The sequence below is a fragment of the Actinomadura gamaensis genome (assembly GCF_042652125.1).
Taxonomy (GTDB): domain Bacteria; phylum Actinomycetota; class Actinomycetes; order Streptosporangiales; family Streptosporangiaceae; genus Spirillospora; species Spirillospora gamaensis.
On record NZ_JBHSIT010000004.1, the window covers coordinates 321,827 to 345,002 of the forward strand.

Genomic DNA, 23,176 nt, shown 5'->3' on the forward strand with positions numbered 1-23,176 from the left:
CAACCGCCCAAGGGCAAGGCCCGCCCTCGAAGCGGACGGCCAGGACACCAACCTCCTGGCCGTCCCACGGGACGCGTCCCAGCAGCCCGGACGGCACTCGAAAACGTCTCGGTTACTCGGACGGGGTCGCGGTTAGGCGACGGTTCCGGAGGCTTGGAGGGAACTCGACCGGGGCGCGGCTTGGCTTTTTTGTGCGCCGCCACTGGTCGAGGGAGGGGAAGGGGTTCCACGCGACCGGAGCGGAGGCCGCTCGGCCGCGTGGGATTCCCCCCTCGTCCGCCAATGCTCGGCGGCACCTCGGGCGCCCCTCACCCCCCAGATTGGGACGCCGGTGCCAGAGAGCCCCCCGGCGGACGTGTTCCAAGCTAGCGGGTCCCTCCGAGGTGGTTGTCAGTTCCGATCGCGGGTGCGGCGAACGGCGCCCATCGGGCGACGAACGGTCACGGAGATCCTCTCGCCGTGTCCGCGCCTACGGAGGACGAATCGTTCGGCCGACGAATCGGGCACGACGATCGCGGGCCCCGGGTCAGCCAAGTCCATGGCCCCACCGCCGGACTTCGCGCGTGATCGCCACCATCAGCCCGCGCAGAACTGTCGGAACGTCTCGCTAGGGTTTCTGCGGTCGGTACAGGACGACTCACTTCGGGACACCACATGGCGGACGGCGAGACGACCGGGACGCTCGCCCAGATCACGGGACGGCCCGGCCCACGCCTGTCCGATCTGCGCCGTCTCATGGCAGAGGAACCGGCGGATCCGGACATCGTGGAGGAGGCTCGCAGGCGCAAGGAGTCCGCGCTGCTCGACTTCGGGATCGGGCAGAGCGCCGTCGCGTCCTGGCTCTATGCCAAATGCCATCACCACATCCCGACGACGGCCGTCCCCACGGCCGCGGTCATCGCGACCGGTGACGGCAGTTGCGCCCTGCTCTACAACCCGCACTTCTTCCTGCGGCTCGACCAGGAAGGCATCAAGTTCGTCCTGTTCCACGAGGCCAGGCACCTGATGCACCGCCATCTGTACGTGGACGAGGAGTTGCGCGCCGATCCGAGGTTCACGCTCGCCGCCGAGGTGGCGATCAACCATGTCGCGCTGCTGAGGCTCCGCCGCGACGGCCTGCCCACGGTTCCTCAAGAGAACGGCGGCCCGCCGGAGCCGGTCGGTGTGGATCCCCGCGAGGTCTACGCGCTGTACAAGGCGGACCTCCGGCAGCAAGGCCTGAAGCCTCTGCCCTACGGCGAGTTCATCTACACCGACCTCACGGTCTACGGCGAGCTGCGCCGCATGAAATCGCTGGCACTGCGCCCTTCGTCCTACTGCGTTCATGGGAGCCTTCCCCACGGCAGCGCATCCGGGCAGAGCGTTCCGCTCGACGCCGAGACGGTCGAGCGGGTGGGCGACGCGGTGCTGCGCGAGGTCGTCCAGGCCGCGCTGCGCGGCAACCAGTCCGCCCGTGACGAACTCCTGAACCTGGCCGATCGCTCCGCCGACGCCGGCGAGCGGATCGACCGCATGTGGGGCGATCTCGGCCTCGACAAGCTGCGCGGCGTGACGCCCGTGACCCGGCGAGTGGAGTGGTGGCAGCGCTGGCTGGTGGACGTCCTCGCCTCGAAGCTGGAGGACGCCGAGCGGCTCGTCTACCCGAAGAAGCACGGCGCGATCATGCTCGCCCTCGGCCACGACCCGATGCTGACCCGGCGCGGGCCGGAGCGGAAGAAGGTGGTGCTCATCGCGTTCGACACCTCGGCGTCGATGCCGGACGCGGTGGTCGAGTGGCTGACCACCCTCGTCGGCCAGACCGACGGTGTGAGCAGCCACTGGCTCAGCTTCGACGGCGTCGTCACGCCGTTCGTCCCCGGCGAGCGCGTGCGCGGCGGAGGCGGGACGAACTTCCAGAACGTCGTCGACTACGCGGAGGGCCGGCTCGCGGTCGACGGCAAGCGGCTGGACATCGAACCCGACGCGATCATCATGGTGACCGACGGGTACGCCGCGCACGTCACCCCGGCCGTCCCCGACCGGTGGATCTGGCTGATCACCGACGACGGCGACGACTGGCCGGACCGGCATCGTCCCCCGATGGCCTGCCACCGCGTCGCGTCCCCCGGAACAGCTCCCGGAACGCCCCCACGGACGTCGCAATGATCACCTGGATCGCCGTGATCGCCGTGATCGTCCCATCGGCGTCTCCGTGATCGGCGCCACGGAGGCCGCCGTGATCGATGCCAGGAACGTCCCGATGAGCGCGCCGCCGACGAACGTCCGCGCAACGACGGAGGAGAACACACCCGTGCCCACCGCACCGACGCAGAGCCACCGCCCGCCAGGCGATCGGGGCGAGCGCCAGTGGAGAGCCACCGCCACCTACCCGGACCCGCCGGAGGACGGCCCCACCACCAGGCTCGAGACGTTCATCGACGCGATGATCGCGACCGGTCAGACCGGGCAGATCTTCGGCGAGCACGGCATCGGCAAGACGTCCACGTTCGTCTCCTACATCCCGAAGCGGTATCCCGGCACCGAACTGGTGGTCGTCCCCGCGGCGAACCTCACCCCGGACGACCTGCTGGTCAACGCGCCGGTCCGCGACGAGCGCACGGGTGAGCTGGCGCTGCGCCAGCTCGTCATGCGGCAGCTCGTGCCGGGCAGGCCGTTCGTCCTGCTCATCGACGACTCGCTGCAGGCGGGCAGCACCGTCCAGTCGCAGCTCATGCAGATCGCGTGCGACTGGCACCTGGGCGAGTACGATTTGCGCGAGCTGGGCTGCGTCGGGGTCTTCCTCACCGACAACGAATCGCTGGCCGAGACCAGCGTGCGCCGCTCCGACCTGGCGATCCTCGACCGGATGGTCACGCTCAAGCTCACCGCGAACGACACCGCCTGGCGGCTGGCGCTCGCCGAGCGCTATCCCGACTGGGACCTGCGCGAGGTGTTCCGGCAGTGGGCCTCGCTCAGCCCGCACCTGCGGCAACTGCTCTCGCCGCGCACCCTGCAGCACGTCCTCGACTGCGCGCGCGCCGGATTCCCGCTCGCCTGGGGCCTGCCGCTGCTGAACGGAAGCCGGCTGGCGCTCGTCGAGCAGCGTCCGGACGGCGAGCCGGGCCGCGATCAGACGGCCGAGGTCCTCGACGACATCGCGAGGACGGTCGGGGCGAGCAACCCGTCCACGGTGGCCGATCCGGTCCGCCGGATCCTGCGCGCCGCGATGACGCACCGCTGGGCCGTCCTCCTCCAGGGGCCGCCCGGATGCGGCAAGACCGAGATCACCAAGCAGATCGCGCGCGAGGAGACCGGCCGGGAACCGGTGTACTTCTCGCTGCCGGTGACGAACGTCGAGGACCTGTGCGTCCCCGTCCCCACCCCGGACGGCACCCTCGACGCGATGCTGGCGCGCACGCTGCTCGATCCGGAACCGAAGGTCCTGGTCTGGGACGAGTACAACCGGCCGAAGGACAAGGCGGCCTTCGCCAAGCTGATGGAGATCACCCAGGAGTGGACGCTGGCCGGGCGCGCGATCCCGAACCTGCGCGCGCAGGTGGCGTTGCAGAACCCCCCGTACCATCTCGGCCGGAAGATGCTGGTCAGCAGCAACAACGTGGCGCAGGCCAGCCGGTTCACGGTCAGCTACGAGGTGCGGCCGGAGGACATCCCGGCCAACGAGTGGCTGATCTCCACCTACGGCGAGACGGCCGAGACCGTGCTCGACTGGTGGAAGAACGACATCGACGACGAAGGCCGCGACTGGGTCACCAAGCGCACCCTGGAACGGCTGATCAAGCTGCACCGGGCCGGCCTGCCGCTCCAGTCCGGGCTGATCTACCTCGGGGACGGCGAGTTCGCCCCGGTCCCGCTCACCGCGCTGGAGGCCCGCCTGGCCGGACGGCGCGGCACCGGCCTCGCCGAGATCGCCGCCGACCTGCCCGCCTGGGAGGCGCGGCTGGCGGCCGCCGCCGAGGCGTCCTCGGAGGGCACCGACGACACCGACCTCGTCCACCAGGTGTTCTCCAACGCCGAGGTCTCGCAGCTCGAACGGCACCTCGACGTGGTGGCCCGCCTGCTCCGGCACCTTCCGCCGAAGCTGCGGGCCACCTACCTCGTCGGGCAGACGCCGGAGCGGCAGCGCTTCTGGGTGTCCGCGCTGGCCCGGATGTCCGAGCTCAGCGCGGCGACGCGGCCCTAGTCCTCGTCCTCGTCCTCGTCGTCTCCGTCCGCTTCCTCGTCCTGTTCTTCGTCCTCCTCGTCCTCTTCTTCTTCGTCGTCCTCGTACTCGTCCCAGTAGTCGTCGTAGTCGAAGTCCTCTTCCCGCGCCTGGCGGATCATGGGGATCTCCACGGAGGACTGCTCGTGGCCGACCGTCCAGGAGTTGCGGAAGAAGTCGAACCGCAGGTGGAAGTGGTCGGCGGTCTCGGCGAACAGGATCGGCGGGACGAGGAAGTTCACCGCGCCGACGGTGGCAGCGGTGCCGACGAAGAACTTCGGGTCGATGTCCGGGCCCTGGCAGGCCGCGAAGTTCACCGGGGTGAGCGCGTCCTTGCCGAGGACGTGGATGAGGTTGCCCTCGACGACGAAGCGGTCGGGCGCGAGGACGACCTCCTCGCCGAGCAGCAGGATCGGCGCGGGCATGACCTCCTTCTTCGCCTTCGCCTGGACCCGGCGGAAGTGGTCGATCACGTCGGCGTTGCGTGACATCTCATAGTTCATGAGGCCGACCATGTGGAAGGCGCAGCACGGCGTGTCGGTGCCGTCGGGCTCCTCGGCCTCCGGGAACAGGACGGACTTGTCGAACGGCAGGACGGCCGAGGCGCTGCGCCGCTCCGCCAGGAACGCGGGAATCCAGCTCGCGTCCTCGGCCTCGACGACCTCCGACTCGCAGAGTTCGCGGAACGCCCTGTCGCCGATCTTGCAGTTGAAGTAGTCGAGCAGGGTGATCGCGGCGCATTCGGCGACGGTGAGCCCGTCCCCCTTCGCGAACCAGAAGTCGTAGCCGTTCGCCACGAATTCCACACCCCGGAACTTCTTGTGGACGAACGGCTCGCCGGCGGCGCTCGTGCCGGCGGCAGCGAGGCCGTTCCAGTGCGCGGAAGCGACCCGGTTGTAGTAGTCGTCGGCGTGCCGCGCGAGTTCGGGAGCGAAAACGCTTTCACCGGTCAGGTAGCAAGCCTTGCTGAACAGCGCGCCGATCTCCGGGTCGTCCCCGACCCGCTCCTCGGTGAACACCAGCTCGGTGCGCAGGAAGACCTTGCGTCCGTCGCGGTAGGGCGCGCCCTCGTGCTCGTACCGCTGGTCGAAGACGACGCAGGTGAGCGGAGGGATCTCGGTGAGCGCCCCGGCCCCGGACAGGTCGAGAACCGGCTGGCCCTCGCCCGTCCCACCGGTCAGGTAGAGCAGGACGGTGTAGCGGGACACCTGCTTGCGCGCGGCGTCGCGGTACGGCGTGTCGCGATGCCGATGGAAATTGGCGTCGCCGGGCTCGAACCGGTTGCACCGGAACACCGGGTTGACGTGCGAGAAGCCGTCGAGCAGCGGCTCGGGCATCGCCTTGGCGACCGCCTCGGTGAGAGCCTCCGCGAGCAGCGCCGAATGGAAGATGAAGCGCTCGCCGCCGCGCGATCCGGCGTTCAGCGGCGGGACGTACAGGTCGAGCGAGTCGAGTCTCTCCAGGCCGGAACGGGTCGCGTCCGGTACGCGCATCGCGAAGGAGAAGGCGTTCTCGGCGAACTCGTCGAGGTCGCCGAGTTCGAACTCCAGCGGGACGTCCGCGAAGAAGCGGTCCAGCGGCAGGATGTTCTCGAACGTCCGGAACGACAGCTCGTGCGGGTCGGCGAACACGGCCGCGAGGTACTGCGCGTCCTCGATCGGACGGGCGAACGACTCGCGCACCGCCTCGTCGAGAAGCTCCGCGTCGACGAACCGCACCGCCTTGAACCGCGCGGTCGGATGCCAGGTCACGGCCAGCCCGTCGATGGTCGCCACGGGTTCGGCGACGGTCGCGTCCACCTCCGCCCGGTACCGTCCGATCTCGTCCGCCGAGGCGTTTCCGGACGAGAGCGCGAAGAATCGGTCGCGAAGTTCGATGCATCGATCGCGGAGTTCCGTGCATCGGTCGCGGAGTTCCGTGCATCGGTCGCGGAGTTCCGTGGATCGGTCGCGGAGTTCCGTGGATCGGTCGCGGAGTTCAGTGCTCACAGGCACCTCCAGAGAACGCGTAGCGCGGGTGGGAGCTGGGGGGCGCGCGCGAGCAGGGCCGCGCCGTCGTCGCCGACGTCGGCGCGGTGCAGCAGCAGCAGCACGAGCGAGCCGGCGAAGGGGGCGTCGAGCAGCGTCCGCACCCCCTCCGCGCCGATCTCGTTGTAGCGGAGGTCGAGTTCGACCAGGTGCTCGAAGCGGTGCAGGGCGGGGACGCCCTTGGCGCTGATCCGGTTGCGCTGCAGGCGCAGCCGCCGGACGCCGCCGAAGCTCGGCGACTCGGCGAGCGCTTGGAGCCCTGAGTCGCCGACGGCGCAGTAGCGCAGGTCCAGCGTCGTGATCCGGCCCGGGGACGCGTCGCCGCGCAGGTAGGACGAGACGGCGAGCGTGCGCGCGCCCAGCGCGCCGATGCGCAGGTACGACAGGTCGAGCTCGGTGAGCCGCCCGAGGTTCAGGGTCGCGAGCGCGCCGGTGTCGACGTCCGAGGACGGCAGCGGCTCCCCGCCGTTGTCGAGGTCGTCGCCCTCCTCGTCCCAGTAGTCGCGCGAACCTTCCGGGGGCTTGATCCGCAGCGCCGTCACGAACGGCGACCGCAGCACCCGTTCGATCTCCACGGGTGCGTCGTCCGACCACTCGACCGCGACGCCGGTGGCGAACCCGTACCGCCGCGCCACCACGGTCGCGCCTTGGGGGAGCTCCGCGTCCCAGGTGGCCTTGTGTTCCTTGACCAGCGCGGCGATCTCGCGGGTCAGCGGATCGCGCCGTGCCGGGCTTGTCCGGGCGCGGTGCCGCTCCAGCCGGATCATCTCGCCGCGGGTGTCGCCCCGCTCCCTGAGCCGGCCTCCGTATTCGTCCCACAAGGCCAGATCGTCGGGATTCTCCCGCAGCCTCTCCTCAACCGCCTCGATTTCCACCCACGGCATCGTAGGTTCTTCGACTGACAAAAACCCCGCCACTAGCAGAATGACCCGAAGAAGCCTCTCCGGTCGGACTCCACCCCAGTCCGACCCGCTATCACGAGCGACTCCGGCCCCTTAAGTCCGAAATGCACCAAATGCCCAGCGACCGCGGAGGGCGCGGAGGGTGAATTCCCCTTCCGCGAATCGCCGGCGAAGCGACGAACCGCCTGGCCACAGTCGGCCCCTACCGCGCCGCGGCCCCTCACCGGCCCGGACCCGTCAGTACGATCAGCCGGTTCCGTCCGGTCAGCAAGGGAGCCCGCTCACCCCGTGTCCACACCGTCCGATGGCGCCGCCTCCGCCGCACTGCCGCTGCGCACCTCCGACCCACGGACGATCGGCGGCTACACGCTCTCGGGACGGCTCGGTTCCGGCGGCCAGGGCGTGGTCTACCTCGGCCACGGCGAGGACGGCTCCCCCGTCGCGGTCAAACTGCTGCACTCGCACGGCGACCTGAGCGCCCAGCGCGCGATGGCCAAGGAGCTGGCCGCCGCGCAACGCGTCGCCGCGTTCTGCACCGCGCGCGTGCTGGCCAGCGGCGTCGAGGGCGACGACTGCTACCTGGTCACCGAGTACGTCGAAGGCCCGAGCCTGCTGCGGACCGTCCGGGACAGCGGCCCCCTCACCGGCACCGACCTCGACCGGCTCGCGGTCGGGACGGCCACGGCGCTGGTGGCCATCCACGACGCCGCGATCGTGCACCGGGACCTCAAGCCGGCCAACGTCCTGCTGGCCGCGGACGGCCCGCGCGTGATCGACTTCGGCATCTCCCGCGCCCTGGACGCCGCGACCGGCCTCACCAGCGACGTCGTCGGCACTCCCGCCTACATGGCCCCCGAGCAGCTCGCCGGACGGCCCGGCGGCGCGGCGGCCGACGTGTTCGCCTGGGCCGATCTGATCGTCTTCGCCGCGACCGGCCGTCCGCCCTTCGGGGAGGACTCCATCCCGGCCGTGATCACGCGCGTCCTGCACGAGCCGCCCCGCCTGGACGGCGTCCCCGACCACCTCCGGGACGTCCTCACCGCCTGCCTCGCCAAGAGCCCCGACCGCCGTCCGACCGCCGCCACGCTCCTCCGGACCCTGCTGGACCGCACGGGTCTGGCCTCTCCTCCCGCGGCTCCGCCCGTCGCCGCGGACCTACCGCCCACGGCACTCGCCCGCGCGCCGCGCGACGCCACGCTGATCCTTTCCGAAGGAGCCGCAGTGGCCGCCGCCATGGGACCGCCGCCTCCGCCGCTCCCGGTCGCGCCGGGATTCCGGCGAGCCGTCCTCGCCCTCGGGGCCGCCCTCCTGGTGGCGGCGGTGATCGGGGGAGCGTTCTGGGTCCGCGGCCTCCGCTCACACGATCAGGCCGTCCCCATCCCGCAAGGACGCCTGGCCGGAACCGCCGGGGCCGGCCCGACAGCCGGCCCGACAGCCGGGACGACCGGCACGGACGGCGAGGAGTCCCCGCAAACGGTCCTCGCCGCGACGCTCCACGCCATGTCCAGCGCCCGGACCGCGTCCTTCGAGCTGACGAACCAGCAGAGCGAGGGGGAGTACGAGCTGCGCGCGACCGGCGACCTGTCCTTCGACGGCAGCGGCTCCACCGGCTACCGGCTGACCCTCGACAAGGGCTGCGCTCTCGCACCGGTCGGCGCCACCCTGATCGGCAACACCGCCTACAGCTCGCTCTACGGCTCCCCGGACACCTTCGACATCTCCCCCGGAACGTCCTATCCGGGCGACGACGGCTGCCTCGCGGGGCTCGCGCAGTCGCGCTGGGCCAGCACGCCCTACAACATCGCGACGCTGCTGCGGCTCGGACGCGACATCGGCCAGACGCACGGGCCCGACGGCCTCGTCCTTCGCGGATCCGTCCCGACGAGTGCCCTGACCAGCGGCAACCCGTCCGCGCCGCTCTTCTCCGCGTACGCCAACGCGCCGTTCGTCGTCTTTCGCATCGAGCTCACCGCCGACCACCTCCCCCGCCAGGTCGAGTTCCACTTCGCCATGTCGGTGGGCGACGGCGCGCGCCTGGACGCCGCCTTCACCACCACCTACACCCAATGGGGCATGGCGCCCCCTGTCGAGCGCCCTTCCTGATACGGCACCGCGCCGGGAGGCCGCCGGGATGACGCCTGCTTTTCAGCCGCCGGACGACTCCTGCGGCCAGATCTGCAGCACGCACCGCCAGAAGATCCCGGCCGGGGCCGCGCTTAAAGATCCCTCGCCGGGCGCGGAAGAATGATCGCCACCATTTCCCCACCAAATGCGAAAACCCGCCGGTGATCCGGCGGGTTTCGGCTGGTGGGCGTACCAGGACTTGAACCTGGGGCCTCATCCTTATCAGGGATGCGCTCTAACCGACTGAGCTATACGCCCTCAGCTGCGTCGCCGTCTCGCGGCGACGCATGTGAGATTACCGCATCGGAGAGGGTGGGCGGTAATCAGTTGTCACTCGGCCTCCTTGAGGGTGACCTCGACGCCTCCGACCAGGTCGGCGGCCAGGTTGTAGATGACCGCGCCGACGGTGGACAGGGCCGTGATCAGCATGACGTTCAGGGCTCCGACCAGGACGGTGTAGCCGAGGACGCGGACGAAGGAGAACCAGCTTCCGGCGTCGACGCCGCCGCTGTCGTCGCCCTGCTTGGAGGTCAGGTCGTGGACGGTGTTGGCGATGGCGTCGAAGACGCCGAGGCCGGACAGGATCATCCACAGCACGACGACCGCGACCAGGAGCACGACGAAGCAGACCAGCGACATCACGAAGCTGAACTTCATCACCGACCACGGCTCCAGCCTGGCGAGCTGGAGCTGGGCCTTGCGGGCCGTCTTGCCCGACGCGGCCGGACCCGGCCGGGACGCGGCGGACGGCGACGGCGCGGGCCGGGACGGCGGGGGCGTGGCCGGGCGGTCCTTCAGGACGGTGCCCGCGAAACCTCCGCCACCCGGCGCGGGCGCCGCCGCGGCGGCGGCCGACGGCGACTCGGCGCGGGCGAAGCGCTTCTCCGTGCGATCGGTGGAGACCGAGTCGGCCGGTTCGGCGGGCTCGTTCCAGGCCGACTTGCCCTTTCCCGGGGACTTCCCCTGGCTCGCCGCCTGGGACTTCGCCGGCGCCGGCTTCTTGGCGGCGGCCGACGACACCGACGGCTTGTCCTCGACCTTGGGCAGGTCGTGCTTGGTCTCGTCGGCGGTGATCTCCACCGTCGCCTCGTCGCGGCCGGGCCTGGACGTGGCGGGCACGGCCTTCCCGCGCGCGGGCGGCTTGCCGGACGTGCCCTTCTCCGCCCCGGGCTTGTCCTTACCGGGCTCGCTGCTCACGTGACCTCCTGGCCTGGCGGCGCGGGCGCGGCGACGGGCGGCAGGGTCACTCGCCCTCGCCTCCCTCGGCCGTGTCGTCCTCGCCGGTGTCCTCCATGGACTCTACGTTCCTCGCGATCGCCACGACGCTGTCGCCGTTCGCGAGGTTCATCAGCCGGACCCCCATGGTCTGCCGACCGGACTGCTTGATCTCCGCCGCGGTCGTCCGGATGACCCCACCGGAGGCGGTCATCGCGAAGACCTCGTCGTCCGGGCCGACCATCAACGCCCCTACCAACCTGCCGCGAGATTCCACGATCTTAGCGGTGAGGACGCCCTTACCCCCACGACCCTGGCGCGGATATTGGTCGATCGGGGTGCGCTTGGCGTAGCCACCTTCGGTCGCTACCAGGACATCCTGGGACGGATCGGACGCGACCAGCATGTTCAGCAGCTGCTGGTCCTCCTCGAACCGCATGCCGATCACGCCGGACGTGGCGCGGCCCATCGGGCGCAGCGAGTCGTCGTCCGCCGAGAACCGGATCGACTGCGCGTTGGTCGACACCATGAGCAGGTCGTCGTCCGGGGACACCAGGCGCGCCGCGATGACCTCGTCGTCGTCACCGAGGTTGATCGCGATGATGCCGCCCGAGCGCGGCGAGTCGAAGTCGCGCAGCGCGGTCTTCTTGACCTTGCCCTTGCTGGTGGCGAGCACCAGGTACGGGGCGACGTCGTAGTCGCGCAGGTCCATGACCTGGGCGATGTGCTCGTCCGGCTGGAAGGCGAGCAGGTTCGCCACGTGCTGGCCGCGCGAGTCGCGGCCGGCGTCGGGCAGCTCGTACGCCTTCGCCCGGTAGACCCGGCCCTTGTTGGTGAAGAACAGGATCCAGTGGTGCGTCGTGGTGACGAAGAACTGGTCGACGATGTCGTCCTGCTTGAGCTGCGCGCCGCGCACGCCCTTGCCGCCGCGCCGCTGCGCGCGGTACAGGTCGGTCTTGGTGCGCTTGGCGTAGCCGCCGCGGGTGATCGTGACGACCACGTCCTCCTCGGCGATGAGGTCCTCGTAGGAGACGTCGCCGTCGAAGGGGATGATCTCGGTGCGGCGCTCGTCGCCGAACTTGTCCACGATCGGGGCGAGCTCGTCGCCGACGATCTTCCGCTGCCGCTCCGGCGAGGCCAGGATCTCGTTGTAGTCGGCGATCTCGGCCATCAGCTTGTCGTATTCGTCGATGATGGCCTGGCGCTCCAGGGCGGCCAGCTTGCGCAGCTGCATGTCGAGGATGGCCTGCGCCTGGATCTCGTCGATCTCCAGCAGCGCCATCAGGCCCTGCTGGGCCTCCTGCGCGGACGGCGACCGGCGGATCAGCGCGATGACCTCTTCGATCCGGTCCAGCGCCTTGAGCAGCGCGCGCAGGATGTGGGCGCGCTCCTCGGCCTTGCGCAGCAGGTACCGGGTGCGCCGGACGATCACTTCGATCTGGTGCTCGACCCAGTGCCGGATGAACTGGTCGATGCGCAGCGTGCGCGGCACGCCGTCCACCAGCGCGAGCATGTTCGCGCCGAAGGTCTCCTGCAGCTGCGTGTGCTTGTACAGGTTGTTCAGGACGACCTTGGCGACCGCGTCCCGCTTGAGGACGATCACCAGCCGCTGGCCGGTGCGGCCGGAGGTCTCGTCGCGGACGTCGGCGATGCCCTCCAGCTTGCCGTCCTTCACCAGCTCGGCGATCTTGAGGGCGAGGTTGTCCGGGTTGACCTGGTACGGCAGCTCGGTGACCACCAGGCAGGTGCGGTTCTGGATCTCCTCGACCTCGACCACCGCGCGCATCGTGATCGAGCCGCGGCCGGTGCGGTAGGCCTCCTCGATGCCCTTGCGGCCGACGATCAGCCCGGCGGTCGGGAAGTCCGGCCCCTTGATCCGCTCGAGCAGGGCCTCGAGCAGCTCGTCGTCATCGGCGCCGTAGTTCTCCAGGTACCACTGGACGCCGTCGGCGACCTCGCGCAGGTTGTGCGGAGGGATGTTGGTCGCCATCCCGACCGCGATCCCGGCCGAGCCGTTGACCAGCAGGTTCGGGTAGCGGGACGGCAGGACGGTCGGCTCCGCCGAACGACCGTCGTAGTTCGGCGTGAAGTCGACGGTCTCCTTGTCGATGTCGCGCAGCAGCTCCATCGCCAGCGGAGCCATGCGGCACTCGGTGTAGCGCATGGCCGCGGCCGGGTCGTTGCCGCGCGAACCGAAGTTGCCGTTGCCGTCGACCAGCGGGTACCGCATCGCCCACGGCTGGGCCAGCCGGACGAGCGCGTCGTAGATCGCCGAGTCACCGTGCGGGTGGTAGTTGCCCATCACGTCGCCGACGACGCGGGCGCACTTGAAGTAGCCGCGGTCCGGACGGTAGCCGCCGTCGTACATCGCGTACAGGACGCGGCGGTGCACGGGCTTCAGGCCGTCGCGCACCTCGGGAAGGGCGCGCGCGACGATGACCGACATCGCGTAGTCGAGGTAGCTGGTCTGCATCCGCTGCTGGATGTCGACCGGCTCGATCCGCCCGCCGCCGTTGCCCCCGCCATCGGTGGTCGTTTCAGTCACTTGCGTCAGACCTCTGCTCTAGGTGGTTTCGGGCGGACTCAGATGTCCAGGAAGCGGACGTCCTTGGCGTTGCGCTGGATGAACTCGCGGCGCGGCTCGACCTCCTCGCCCATCAGGACGCTGAACAGCTCGTCGGCCTGCGCGGCGTCGTCGAGCTGGATCTGCATCAGGACGCGGCGGGCCGGGTCCATCGTGGTGTCCCAGAGCTCGTCGGCGTTCATCTCGCCGAGGCCCTTGAACCGCTGCACCTGGTCGCGCGGGCGCGGGTCGCGCTTGCCGGCCGCGATGCCCGCCTCGATGACCTGATCGCGCTCGGCGTCGGAGTAGGCGTAGTCGGCCTCGTTCCCCCGGGCGTCCCACTTGATCTTGTACAGCGGTGGCTTGGCCAGGTAGACGTGGCCGGCCTCGATCAGCGGCCGCATGAACCGGAACAGCAGGGTCAGCAGCAGCGTGTTGATGTGGTGGCCGTCCACGTCGGCGTCCGACATCAGGATGATCTTGTGGTAGCGCAGCTTGGTGATGTCGAACTCGTCGTGCACCCCGGTGCCGAGGGCGGTGATGATCGCCTGCACCTCGTTGTTCTTGAGGATCTTGTCGATGCGCGCCTTCTCGACGTTCAGGATCTTGCCGCGGATCGGCAGGATGGCCTGGTACATCGGGTTGCGGCCGCCCTTGGCCGAGCCGCCGGCGCTGTCGCCCTCGACGATGTAGACCTCCGACATCGCCGGGTCGGTGGACTGGCAGTCCGACAGCTTGCCGGGCAGCGAGGTCGACTCCAGCAGGCTCTTGCGCCGGGTCAGGTCGCGCGCCTGGCGGGCCGCGACCCGGGCGCGCGCCGCCTGGGTCGCCTTGTTGATGATCTCCTTGGCCTCGCCCGGGTTCTCCTCGAACCAGTCGCGCAGGTGCTCGTTACAGGCCTTCTGGACGAACGACTTGGCCTCGGTGTTGCCGAGCTTGGTCTTGGTCTGGCCCTCGAACTGCGGGTCGGCCAGCTTGATCGAGATGATCGCGGTGAGGCCCTCGCGGACGTCCTCGCCGGTGAGGTTGTCGTCCTTCTCGCGGAGCAGGCCCTTGTCGCGCGCGTACCGGTTGACGATCGTGGTCAGCGCGGCGCGGAAGCCCTCCTCGTGGGTTCCGCCCTCGGCCGTGTTGATCGTGTTCGCGAAGGTGTGCACGGACTCGGCGTACGACGCGTTCCACTGCATCGCGATCTCCACCGACATGCCCTCGGTGTCGTCGCTGAAGTAGATGACCGAGTCGTGGACCTGCTCCTTCTTCGCGTTGATGTAGCGAACGAAGTCCTCGATGCCGCCCTCGTAGTGGAAGGTGACCTCGCGCGCGCCGCCCTCGGCCTCGGCGTGGTCGGGCCGCTCGTCCCGCAGGGTGATCGACAGGCCCCGGTTCAGGAACGCCATCTCCTGCATGCGGCGCGACAGCGTCTCGAACGACCACTCGGTCGTCTCGAAGACGTCCGGGTCGGCCCAGAAGGTGATCGTCGTGCCGGTCTCGTCGGTCGGCTCGCCCTTCTCCAGCGGGCCGAGGGGGCCCTTCCAGTTGTAGGACTGCCGCCAGTAGTGGCCGTCGGTGCGGATCTCGGCGTCCAGGCGGGTGGACAGCGCGTTCACCACCGCCGAGCCGACGCCGTGCAGGCCGCCGGAGACCGCGTAGGACTTGCCGTCGAACTTGCCGCCCGCGTGCAGCGTGGTCAGCACGAGCTCGACCGCCGGCTTCTTCTCGACCGGGTGCAGCCCCACCGGGATGCCGCGCCCGTTGTCGGTGACCCTGACCCCGTTGTCGGCCAGCAGCGTGACCATGATCGTGTCGGCGTACCCGGCGAGCGCCTCGTCGACCGAGTTGTCGACGATCTCGTACACCAGGTGGTGCAGCCCGCGCTCCCCGGTCGAGCCGATGTACATGCCGGGGCGCTTGCGCACCGCCTCGAGGCCCTCAAGGACAGTGATCGAACTAGCGTCGTACGCCAAAGGAGATCCTCCTGCCGGGGACGCTCGCCGTCCCGCGATTGACGCGGTGTGCCCCGTAACACACGTAAGGGACGCCCACTACTCCTCGTCGGTGTCGGACGGAGCCTGGGCGACCCACGGCGGCGCAACATCCTGAACCGCTCCCATCCTACCCGCTCAGAACCCGAAAAGAGGCACTGACGGCCGCTGTGTGCGCGTGTGCCGCTCGAACGGCCCTGGAGATGCATCCCCCCATGGATCCGGGGGTGTTCTCCGCCCTATGGCACGCTCGCGCCGCGCCGCACCAGATCGCTCCGAACGCATGTTCCCATGCGCCACTGACACTCCCTTCCGCTCGGCTGACCTGCGCTTCCGCGGCCTCTTCCGGCCCCGGAGCGCTGTCTCCAGCCTTCCGCCTCTCCACCCGCCTTTCACAACCCGATCCCGAACTGTGGATAACTCTCCGCAGCCCTTACGCGCCGCCATCGCGCGAGCGCATGAGGACACCTGCAGAGGTCGTTGGCTAGGGATGAGCGCGCGCTTAGACGCGTTTCACGGTGGGCGCAGAGAGGCGGAGCAGCGGACGCCCCAGGCGCTCGCGGATCAGCGGACGCGCCAGGCGCTCGCGGATCAGCGGACGCGCCAGGCGCCGGTGCGGCGCGGGCCCGAGGACGGTCCGACGACCTTGACGCGCTTGACGGTGCCGTGGCCGAGCTGCTCGTTCAGGCGGCGGACGAGCGTGGACGACAGCAGGCGCAGCTGCGTCGCCCAGGTGGTGGAGTCGGCGACGACGGTGAGCTCGCCGTCGTCGAACTTCTCCGGACGGGTGTGCTCGGCCAGTTCGGGACCGACGAGCCCCGCCCAGTTGCCGAAGACGCCGCCGACCGCGGCACGCTGCTCCCAGCCGCGCGTGGCTAGCAGATCGCGGATCGCGCTGCCGAAGGGCTTGGGATCGCCGCCGCGTCCGGGCTCGCGGACCCGTCCGGTACCGGTCGGCCCCTTCCGCTTGCGTCCCTGCCCGGGAAGCGTGCCGCGCTTCAACGCGTCCGCGCGCGCCTGCGCCAGCGCCTCCCGCGCGAGTTCGATGCCGGACTTGGCCGGAACTCCGGAAGACTCGGAAACCCCGGAATCCACCGTTCCCGAGGAGTTATCCACATCCCGTGGATCTTCGTTCACCCTTCCTCCCCTGTCCGGACCCCACTGCTTCGCCCGGGGATCACCCGAACGTCACTCCGCCATCATCCGCCGCCTCCCCCGCAGCGGCAGGCGTAGGTGGGAGGTCGCCGTCCGCGGGGGTTCGGCCCGGGGGAGTGCCGGGGGTCACTTCGCCAGTGCCTGGGGTCACTTCGCCTTCCGCGACGGTGAAGGTGTTCCCGGTGAGTTCGACCGGGACGTCCGCGGGGACGGCGGCGGTGATCAGGACCTGTTCGGCCGGGGCGACCATCTCCGCGAGGCGGCTGCGGCGGCCCGCGTCCAGCTCGGCGAACACGTCGTCCAGGATGAGGACGGGGTCGTCGCCGTCCGCGCGCAGGAGGTCGAAGGCGGCGAGGCGCAGGGCGAGCGCGAACGACCAGGACTCGCCGTGGGACGCGTATCCGCGCGCAGGCAGCTCCCCCAGCCGCAGGACGAGCTCGTCCCGGTGCGGGCCGACCAGGCTGACGCCGCGCTCCAGCTCCTGCTTGCGCGCCTCGGCCACACCTCCCAGCAGCTGTTCCGCAAGTTGTGCACGGTCTGTGGACAACTCGACGCCTTCGCCGAGAGAGCTGCGGTACGTCAGATCGGCCGCGCCGCTGTGCGGGGCGAGTTCCGCGTACGCGCGCGCGACGAGCGGACGCAGAGCAGCGACGAGTTCCAGCCGGGCGGCGAGCAGCTCCGCCCCCGTGCGCGCGAGGTGCGTGTCCCAGACGTCCAGCGTGGCCAGGACCTCGGGACCGGGCGAACGCCGATGCGCCGCCGCCGACTTCAACAGGGCGTTGCGCTGCTTGAGGACGCGCTCGTAATCGGATCGCACGCCCGCGAAACGCGGCGCGCGCGCCGTCAGCAGCTCGTCCATGTAGCGGCGACGCTCGCCGGGGTCGCCCTTGACGAGCGCCAGGTCCTCAGGCGCGAACAGGACGGTCCGGAGCATCCCCAGGATCTCGCGCGGCCTGGGGACGGGGGAGCGGTTCAGCCGCGCGCGGTTGGCCCGGCCCGGATTGATCTCCAGCTCGATGAGGGCCTTGCGGTCGTCCTTCACCACGCCCGCGCGCACGATGGCGCGCGGCGTCCCCTGCCGGACGAGCGGCGCGTCCGTGGCGGCCCGGTGGCTGCCGTGCGTCGCGACGTACCCGATCGCCTCGACCAGGTTCGTCTTGCCCTGCCCGTTCGGCCCCACGAACGCCGTGACGCCCGGCGCCAACGGCACTTCGGCCGTCGCGTACGAGCGGAAGTCCTGGAGCGAGAGGTGGGCGACATGCACGAGACACGAGGGTAGGCCCTCGCACCGGCCGCCCGGCACGCCACCAGCTCAGCCCGTGTGTCCCCGCGCCAAGGCCGCGGACGTTTCACAGCCTGTGGAAAACTCCCGGACGGCCGAGCCCCGGCATCCCCGAGGTGGGGATGCCGGGGCTCGGCCGTCCGGGCGACGCGGCCCGCGAACCGCACCGCCTCAACCCGCGATGCTTCCGCGCCGCGGTGTCTCCACGGCGCCGGCGGGTCAGAGCTTGGGCGGGGTGACGTCCGCGCCGGGGGAGTCGGCGCCCTTGGCCGTCTCGACGGCATGGCCGCCGAACTGGTTGCGCAGGGCGGCGACGACCTTCATGGCGGGGGAGTCGTCCTGGCGGGAGGCGAAGCGGGCGAACAGGGACGCCGTGATCGCCGGGAGCGGGACGGCGTGGTCGACGGCGGCCTGGACGGTCCAGCGGCCCTCGCCGGAGTCGTTGGCGTAGCCGCGGATCTCGTCGAGCTCCGGGTCCTCGGCGAGCGCGCGGTTCATCAGGTCCAGCAGCCAGGACCGGATGACCGTGCCCTCCTGCCAGGAGCGGAAGGTGCCGGGGACGTCGGTGACGAGGTCGGACGCCTCGATCAGCTCGTAGCCCTCGCCGAACGCCTGCATCATCGCGTACTCGATGCCGTTGTGGACCATCTTCACGAAGTGGCCCGCGCCGATCTTGCCCGAGTGGACGAACCCGAAGTCGCCCTCCGGCTTCAGCGTCTCGAAGATCGGCATCAGCCGCTTGACGTCCTCGTCGGACCCGCCGACCATCAGCGCGTAGCCGTTCTGGAGCCCCCAGACCCCGCCGGACACGCCGCAGTCGACGAAGCCGATGCCCTTCTCGGCCAGCTCGCCGCCGTGCTTCTGGTCGTCCACATAGTGCGAGTTGCCGCCGTCGACCACGATGTCACCGGGGGACAGCAGTTCCCCCAGCCTGTGGATGGTCTCCCGGGTCGGGCCTCCGGCGGGCACCATCACCCACACCGCGCGCGGCGCCGACAGCCGCTCCACCAGCTCCTCGACCGAGGCGACGTCGCTGACCTTCGGATCGCGGTCGTAGCCCACCACGGTGTGGCCCCCGCGGCGAAGACGTTCGGCCATGTTGCCGCCCATCTTGCCGAGGCCGATGATTCCGAGCTCCATTGCTTCACTCCCCTGCGTGGCGCCGCCGCGCGCGGCACGCGGCGGCGTAGTGGTCCCCTGGTCGTCCCAGAAGGCCCCGGATCGTCCCGGGGTCCCCTGACATGCCCCCGGTCGAGATGCTTACCCAGAGAGTCGCACAGGCATGATCAGGTACCGGTAGTTGGGGTTCTCCCCATCCTGCGGCGGCTTACCGGTGAGGACGGCCGGCTTGGTCGGCGTCGTGAACGACAGCCGCGCGACGTCCGAGCCGATCGCGGACAGGCCGTCCAGCAGGAAGCCGTGGTTGAAGGCGATGTCGATGTCCTCGCCCTCCAGCGTGGCCTCCAGGGCCTCCACGGCCTGCGCCTCGTCGCCGGTGCCCGCCTCCAGGACGACCTCGCCCTGCCGGAACGACAGCCGGACGGGCGTGTTGCGCTCGGCGACCAGCGACACGCGCTTGACCGCCTCGATGAACGGCGCGGTCTGGATCTCGGCGAGGCCCGCGTACTCGCTCGGCAGCAGCGAGCGGTACTTCACGAAGTCGCCGTCCAGCAGCCGGGACGTGGTGCGGCGGCCGCCGCCCTCGAACCCGATCATGCCCTCGCCCGCGCCGCCCTCGGCGCCGCCCAGCGCGATCGAGACCTCGGCGCCGGCGGTCAGCGACTTGGCGGTGTCGGCGAGGGTCTTGGCGGGCACCAGGGCCACGGCGGAGAAGTCCGGGCGCTCGGGCTTCCAGTGCAGCTCCCGGACGGCCAGCCGGTACCGGTCGGTGGACGCGAGGGTGACGGTCTCACCCTCGATCTCCACCCGGACGCCGGTCAGCATCGGGATCGTGTCGTCGCGTCCGGCCGCGATCGCGACCTGGGACACGGCGGCGGCGAACTCGTCGGAGCCGACCGAGCCCGCGGCGGGCGGCATCGCCGGGAGCGTCGGGTAGTCCTCCACAGGCATGGTGAGGAGCGTGAACTTCGCCGAACCGCAGCGGAGCATCACCTTCGCGCCGTCCGTGGTCACCTCCACAGGGTGGGGAGGGAGGCTGCGGCAGATCTCGGCGAGCAGGCGGCCGGAGACGAGCGCCGTGCCCGGCTCCTCGGTGTCGATGTCGGTGGACACCTGGGCGGAGACCTCGTAGTCGAACGCCGACAGCTTCAGCCGGTCGCTCGCCTCGATGTGCATCCCGGCGAGGACGGGCACCGGGGGACGCACCGGGAGGGTGCGCGCCGTCCAGGCCACGGCGTCGGCCAGGGCGTCTCGGTCGATGCGGAACTTCAAGGGGACCCGCCTCCTGCAGGTTTCGGGCAACGGTGGGCTGGACGGACCTCGGTCGGGGCGGACCTCACGGATTTCCCCAGGCCCTGAGTTGAGATGGATCTTTTCTTGAGTAGAGAGAAGAGGAAGTACTCGTCATAGGGGCGGTGGATAGTGTGGACAACCCCTGTTCTCCCAGGTGAGAGCGCGTGTCCTCGTCCACCGGTCCTGTGCAGGGGCCGTGGACGGCGCGGCGCGGCCTGGGGACGGCGAAACGTTCCCCACACGTCGTCCTCATGTCATCCCCCGGTTGTCCACGAGTTGTCCGCAGGTTTCCCCCGCCCCCACGGGACGGACGCGGCGCGACGCCGGCCGGACGGGTCCCGGGCGCGGTGTTTGCACAGGCCGTCCCCAGGTCGTCCACGGAGTCGTCCCCATGATGCCGGGTGACCGTCCCCAGCCCGTCCCCAATCCGTCCACGAGTCGTCCTCAGATTCAACGGGGTTGTCCGCAGGTTTTCCCCCGGGTTATCCACCGTGTGGGGCGGAGTTTTCCCCAGGCTGTGACAGTCGATCTTGTGCGAGCACCCCCGGGACCGGCCGGAACCGCCGCCCGACGGGCCGGTTCAGCGCTTGCGCGCCTGGTGCTTGATGCGGCCGGTGAGCTCGGTGACCTGGTTGTAGATGGCCCGCCGTTCGGCCATCAAGCTGCGGATCTTCCGCTCCGCGTGCATCACCGTGGTGTGGTCGCGGCCGCCGAACTGCTGCCCGATCTTGGGCAGCGACAGGTCGGTCAGCTCCCGGCAGAGGTACATCGCGATCTGCCGGGCGGTGACGAGCATCCGGGACCGCGACGGTCCACAGAGGTCCTCGATCGTCGTCCCGAAGTACTCCACAGTCTGCGCCATGATCATCGGGGCCGTGATCTCGGGCCCGGTGTCGTTGGGGATGAGGTCCTTCAGGACGATCTCGGCGAGCTTCATGTCCACCGACTGGCGGTTGAGGCTGGCGAACGCCGTGACGCGGATCAGCGCCCCCTCCAGCTCGCGGATGTTCGTCGCGATCTGGGAGGCGATGAACTCCAGCACGTCCGGCGGGGCGGCCAGGCCCTCCTGGCGCGCCTTCTTCTGCAGGATCGCGATGCGCGTCTCCAGCTCGGGCGGCTGGACGTCGGTGGTCAGGCCCCACTCGAACCGGTTGCGCAGCCGGTCCTCCAGGGTGACCAGCTCCTTGGGCGGACGGTCCGACGAGATCACGATCTGCTTGGACGCGTTGTGCAGCGTGTTGAAGGTGTGGAAGAACTCCTCCTGCGTCTGCTCCTTGCCTTCGAGGAACTGGATGTCGTCCACGAGGAGGATGTCGACGTCGCGGTAGCGGCGGCGGAAGCCGTCCGCCTTACCGTCGCGGATGGAGTTGATGAAGTCGTTGGTGAACTCCTCGGAGCTCACGTAGCGCACGCGCGCGCCGTTGAAGAGGCTCTGCGCGTAATGCCCGATGGCGTGCAGCAGGTGGGTCTTGCCGAGGCCGGAGTCGCCGTAGATGAAGAGCGGGTTGTACGCCTTGGCCGGCTGCTCCGCCACGGCTACGGCCGCCGCGTGGGCGAACCGGTTGGACGAGCCGATGACGAACGTCTCGAACGTGTACTTCGGGTTGAGTCGTCCGGGCTCGGCCACCTGCTGGCCGGATCCGTTGATGGGCGCGGGCGCCGTGGGCGAATCGTCGTCCCGGTAGGACGAGTCGTCGGAACGGTACGGCTGGTCTGCGTCGCCACCGCCCCGGTAGGGCGGACGGTCGTTTCCGCCCTGAAAGACGTCCGAGGGGGGGAACGGCGATCCCTGGGGGCCTGCTCCGCCGTCGGGCCGTCCGCCTCGGGACGGCTCGGAGCCGGACCGCTGCGGGTCCCTTTCCGGACGTGCCGTACCGAGCGTGCGGTCGTTCAGGTGCGAGGGCGCGTGCGAGCCCGGCGCGGACGCGCCGCCGCCGATTCCCGGCGCTCCGCCACCCAGGCCAGGTGCGCCGCCGCCCATTCCGGGACGTCCGTTCCGGGGGCCGCCGTAACCGCCGTGATCGGTGACGGGGTAGCCGCCGCTCTGGTCCGGGCCGGAGAACCCGTTCTGGTCACCGACGCCGCCGCCGGCCGGGCCCGGCCCGGAACCCGGGTAGAGCGGGGCGGACTGCTCGGACACGCCGAAGCGGTCCTGGTCTGAGCCCGAATACCGGTCCTGTTCCGGGACGGAGGGGTAGCGGTCCTGGTCGGACGCGCCGGGATATCCACCGCCCTGTGGATTACGGCCCTGCGCGTCGAACGGCGAGCGACCACCGCCTGCGCCGGGACCCGGACCGGGGCCATAACCGGAAGGACGACCCCCGTAGTCGCCGCCTCGCGGAGCCCACCCGCGGTCGTCGTTCTCACGCTGGGACGCCCAGCCGCGGTCGTCCTCGTCCCGCTTCGGGCCCCAACGCTCCTCGTCCTGACCGGACGGGTAGTTCGACGGGCCGTATCCACGGTCTGTGTACGGCTGCTCCGGATAGGGACGCTCGCCGTAGGGACGTCCTTCATAACCCTGGTCGCCATAGGGACGGTCACGTTCGCCTCGGTCGTCCCGTGCGCCACGGTCCGCCCTGTCGTTCCGATCGTTCCGGTCGCCTCGGTAAGGCTGAGCGTCGTCGCCCCGATAGGACTGCGCGTCGCCCTGCCCTTGGCCGCCCTCGTGCGCGGGCGCGGGAGCGGAGGCCCCGGACGGCGCCGACGACTCGGGCTGGACGGTCACCGCGACACGGATCTCCCGCCCGAGCTCTTCGGAGAGGGCCTGAGTGATGAGGCCGCGCAGACGATTCTCCAAGGCGCTCTTGGCGAACTCGTTCGGCGCGGCGAGAAGCGCGGTGTCCTCTACGAGTGCGAGCGGACGGACGAGCGGAAGCCAGGCCCGGTGGTTGGGAGAAAGGTCACGGTCGGCGAGAGCCGCCACCGCGCGGGCCCAGGCGGATCCGAGGTTCTGTCCGTCCATGCGCATGGCCCCTCCCGAAAACTCCGTCACGTCGCCGCGCGGAGTACCCCTCAACCCGATCCACCCCACCGGTACGGGCTGCCACAAAGGCCCGTCCACCACGCGGGAGACTTACTCTCTCACGAGTTGTCCACAGAGTTGTCCACACCATGTGCATGAACATGGGGACGCCTGTGTAAAAGTCCATGGCACGACCCTGGAGGCCGTACGTAAGCAGGGATTCGTGGTCTCGGCGCACCCCGCGAGACCTGCGGGAACTGGGAGAACCGGTCGGCTGAGGCGACACACCGGGAAACTCGTCCCGACACTGTAGGGCCTGACTCCGGAAGGTCGCAACACGCCTCACGAACCCCG

General features: G+C 70.2%; 13 protein-coding genes and 1 tRNA gene. 3 read left to right on the forward strand and 11 right to left on the reverse strand.

What is annotated here, in order from left to right:
* Positions 1-654 precede the first annotated feature (654 nt).
* Both ACFPCY_RS15610 and ACFPCY_RS15615 read left to right on the forward strand, forming a co-directional pair.
* Positions 655-2,145, forward strand: coding sequence for a DUF2201 family putative metallopeptidase (locus ACFPCY_RS15610; protein ID WP_378255683.1), 1,491 nt, complete (start codon positions 655-657; stop codon positions 2,143-2,145).
* Between the two features lie 145 nt (positions 2,146-2,290).
* Positions 2,291-4,180, forward strand: a complete 1,890-nt coding sequence (locus ACFPCY_RS15615) for an AAA family ATPase (protein ID WP_378255685.1) — start codon at positions 2,291-2,293, stop codon at positions 4,178-4,180.
* On the opposite strand, the gene ACFPCY_RS15620 is transcribed toward ACFPCY_RS15615, so the two are convergent.
* Both ACFPCY_RS15620 and ACFPCY_RS15625 read right to left on the reverse strand, forming a co-directional pair.
* Positions 4,177-5,997: a hypothetical protein gene (locus ACFPCY_RS15620; protein WP_378255687.1), complete on the reverse strand. Its 1,821-nt coding sequence runs from the start codon at positions 5,995-5,997 to the stop codon at positions 4,177-4,179. The genes ACFPCY_RS15615 and ACFPCY_RS15620 overlap by 4 nt on opposite strands.
* A 185-nt stretch (positions 5,998-6,182) precedes the next feature.
* Complete coding sequence (locus tag ACFPCY_RS15625) at positions 6,183-7,100, reverse strand: leucine-rich repeat domain-containing protein (RefSeq protein WP_378255689.1); 918 nt, start codon at positions 7,098-7,100, stop codon at positions 6,183-6,185.
* Between the two features lie 315 nt (positions 7,101-7,415).
* Between ACFPCY_RS15625 and ACFPCY_RS15630 the strand changes: the two genes are divergently transcribed.
* Positions 7,416-9,230, forward strand: a complete 1,815-nt coding sequence (locus ACFPCY_RS15630) for a serine/threonine-protein kinase (protein ID WP_378255691.1) — start codon at positions 7,416-7,418, stop codon at positions 9,228-9,230.
* A gap of 202 nt (positions 9,231-9,432) precedes the next feature.
* Here ACFPCY_RS15630 and ACFPCY_RS15635 read toward each other — a convergent pair.
* The 9 genes from ACFPCY_RS15635 to dnaA form a co-directional block, all read right to left on the reverse strand.
* A tRNA-Ile gene (locus tag ACFPCY_RS15635) sits at positions 9,433-9,509 on the reverse strand.
* 72 nt (positions 9,510-9,581) lie between these two features.
* Positions 9,582-10,448, reverse strand: coding sequence for a DUF3566 domain-containing protein (locus ACFPCY_RS15640; RefSeq protein ID WP_378255693.1), 867 nt, complete (start codon positions 10,446-10,448; stop codon positions 9,582-9,584).
* Between the two features lie 46 nt (positions 10,449-10,494).
* The gene (gyrA, locus tag ACFPCY_RS15645) at positions 10,495-13,011 is read right to left on the reverse strand and encodes a DNA gyrase subunit A (RefSeq protein WP_378255695.1); all 2,517 of its coding nucleotides are present in this window, start codon (positions 13,009-13,011) and stop codon (positions 10,495-10,497) included.
* Between the two features lie 38 nt (positions 13,012-13,049).
* Positions 13,050-14,993, reverse strand: coding sequence for a DNA topoisomerase (ATP-hydrolyzing) subunit B (gene gyrB, locus ACFPCY_RS15650; protein ID WP_378255697.1), 1,944 nt, complete (start codon positions 14,991-14,993; stop codon positions 13,050-13,052).
* 609 nt (positions 14,994-15,602) lie between these two features.
* Positions 15,603-16,148, reverse strand: coding sequence for a DciA family protein (locus ACFPCY_RS15655; protein WP_378255699.1), 546 nt, complete (start codon positions 16,146-16,148; stop codon positions 15,603-15,605).
* A gap of 40 nt (positions 16,149-16,188) precedes the next feature.
* Complete coding sequence (gene recF / locus ACFPCY_RS15660; protein WP_378255701.1) at positions 16,189-17,430, reverse strand: DNA replication/repair protein RecF; 1,242 nt, start codon at positions 17,428-17,430, stop codon at positions 16,189-16,191.
* 237 nt (positions 17,431-17,667) lie between these two features.
* Entirely contained in the window at positions 17,668-18,588 is a 921-nt protein-coding gene (gene gnd, locus ACFPCY_RS15665; protein ID WP_378255703.1) for a phosphogluconate dehydrogenase (NAD(+)-dependent, decarboxylating), read from the reverse strand.
* Positions 18,589-18,708: 120 nt separating this feature from the next.
* Complete coding sequence (gene dnaN, locus ACFPCY_RS15670) at positions 18,709-19,839, reverse strand: DNA polymerase III subunit beta (RefSeq protein WP_378255705.1); 1,131 nt, start codon at positions 19,837-19,839, stop codon at positions 18,709-18,711.
* 601 nt (positions 19,840-20,440) lie between these two features.
* Positions 20,441-22,828, reverse strand: a complete 2,388-nt coding sequence (gene dnaA / locus ACFPCY_RS15675; RefSeq protein ID WP_378255707.1) for a chromosomal replication initiator protein DnaA — start codon at positions 22,826-22,828, stop codon at positions 20,441-20,443.
* Positions 22,829-23,176 lie beyond the last annotated feature (348 nt).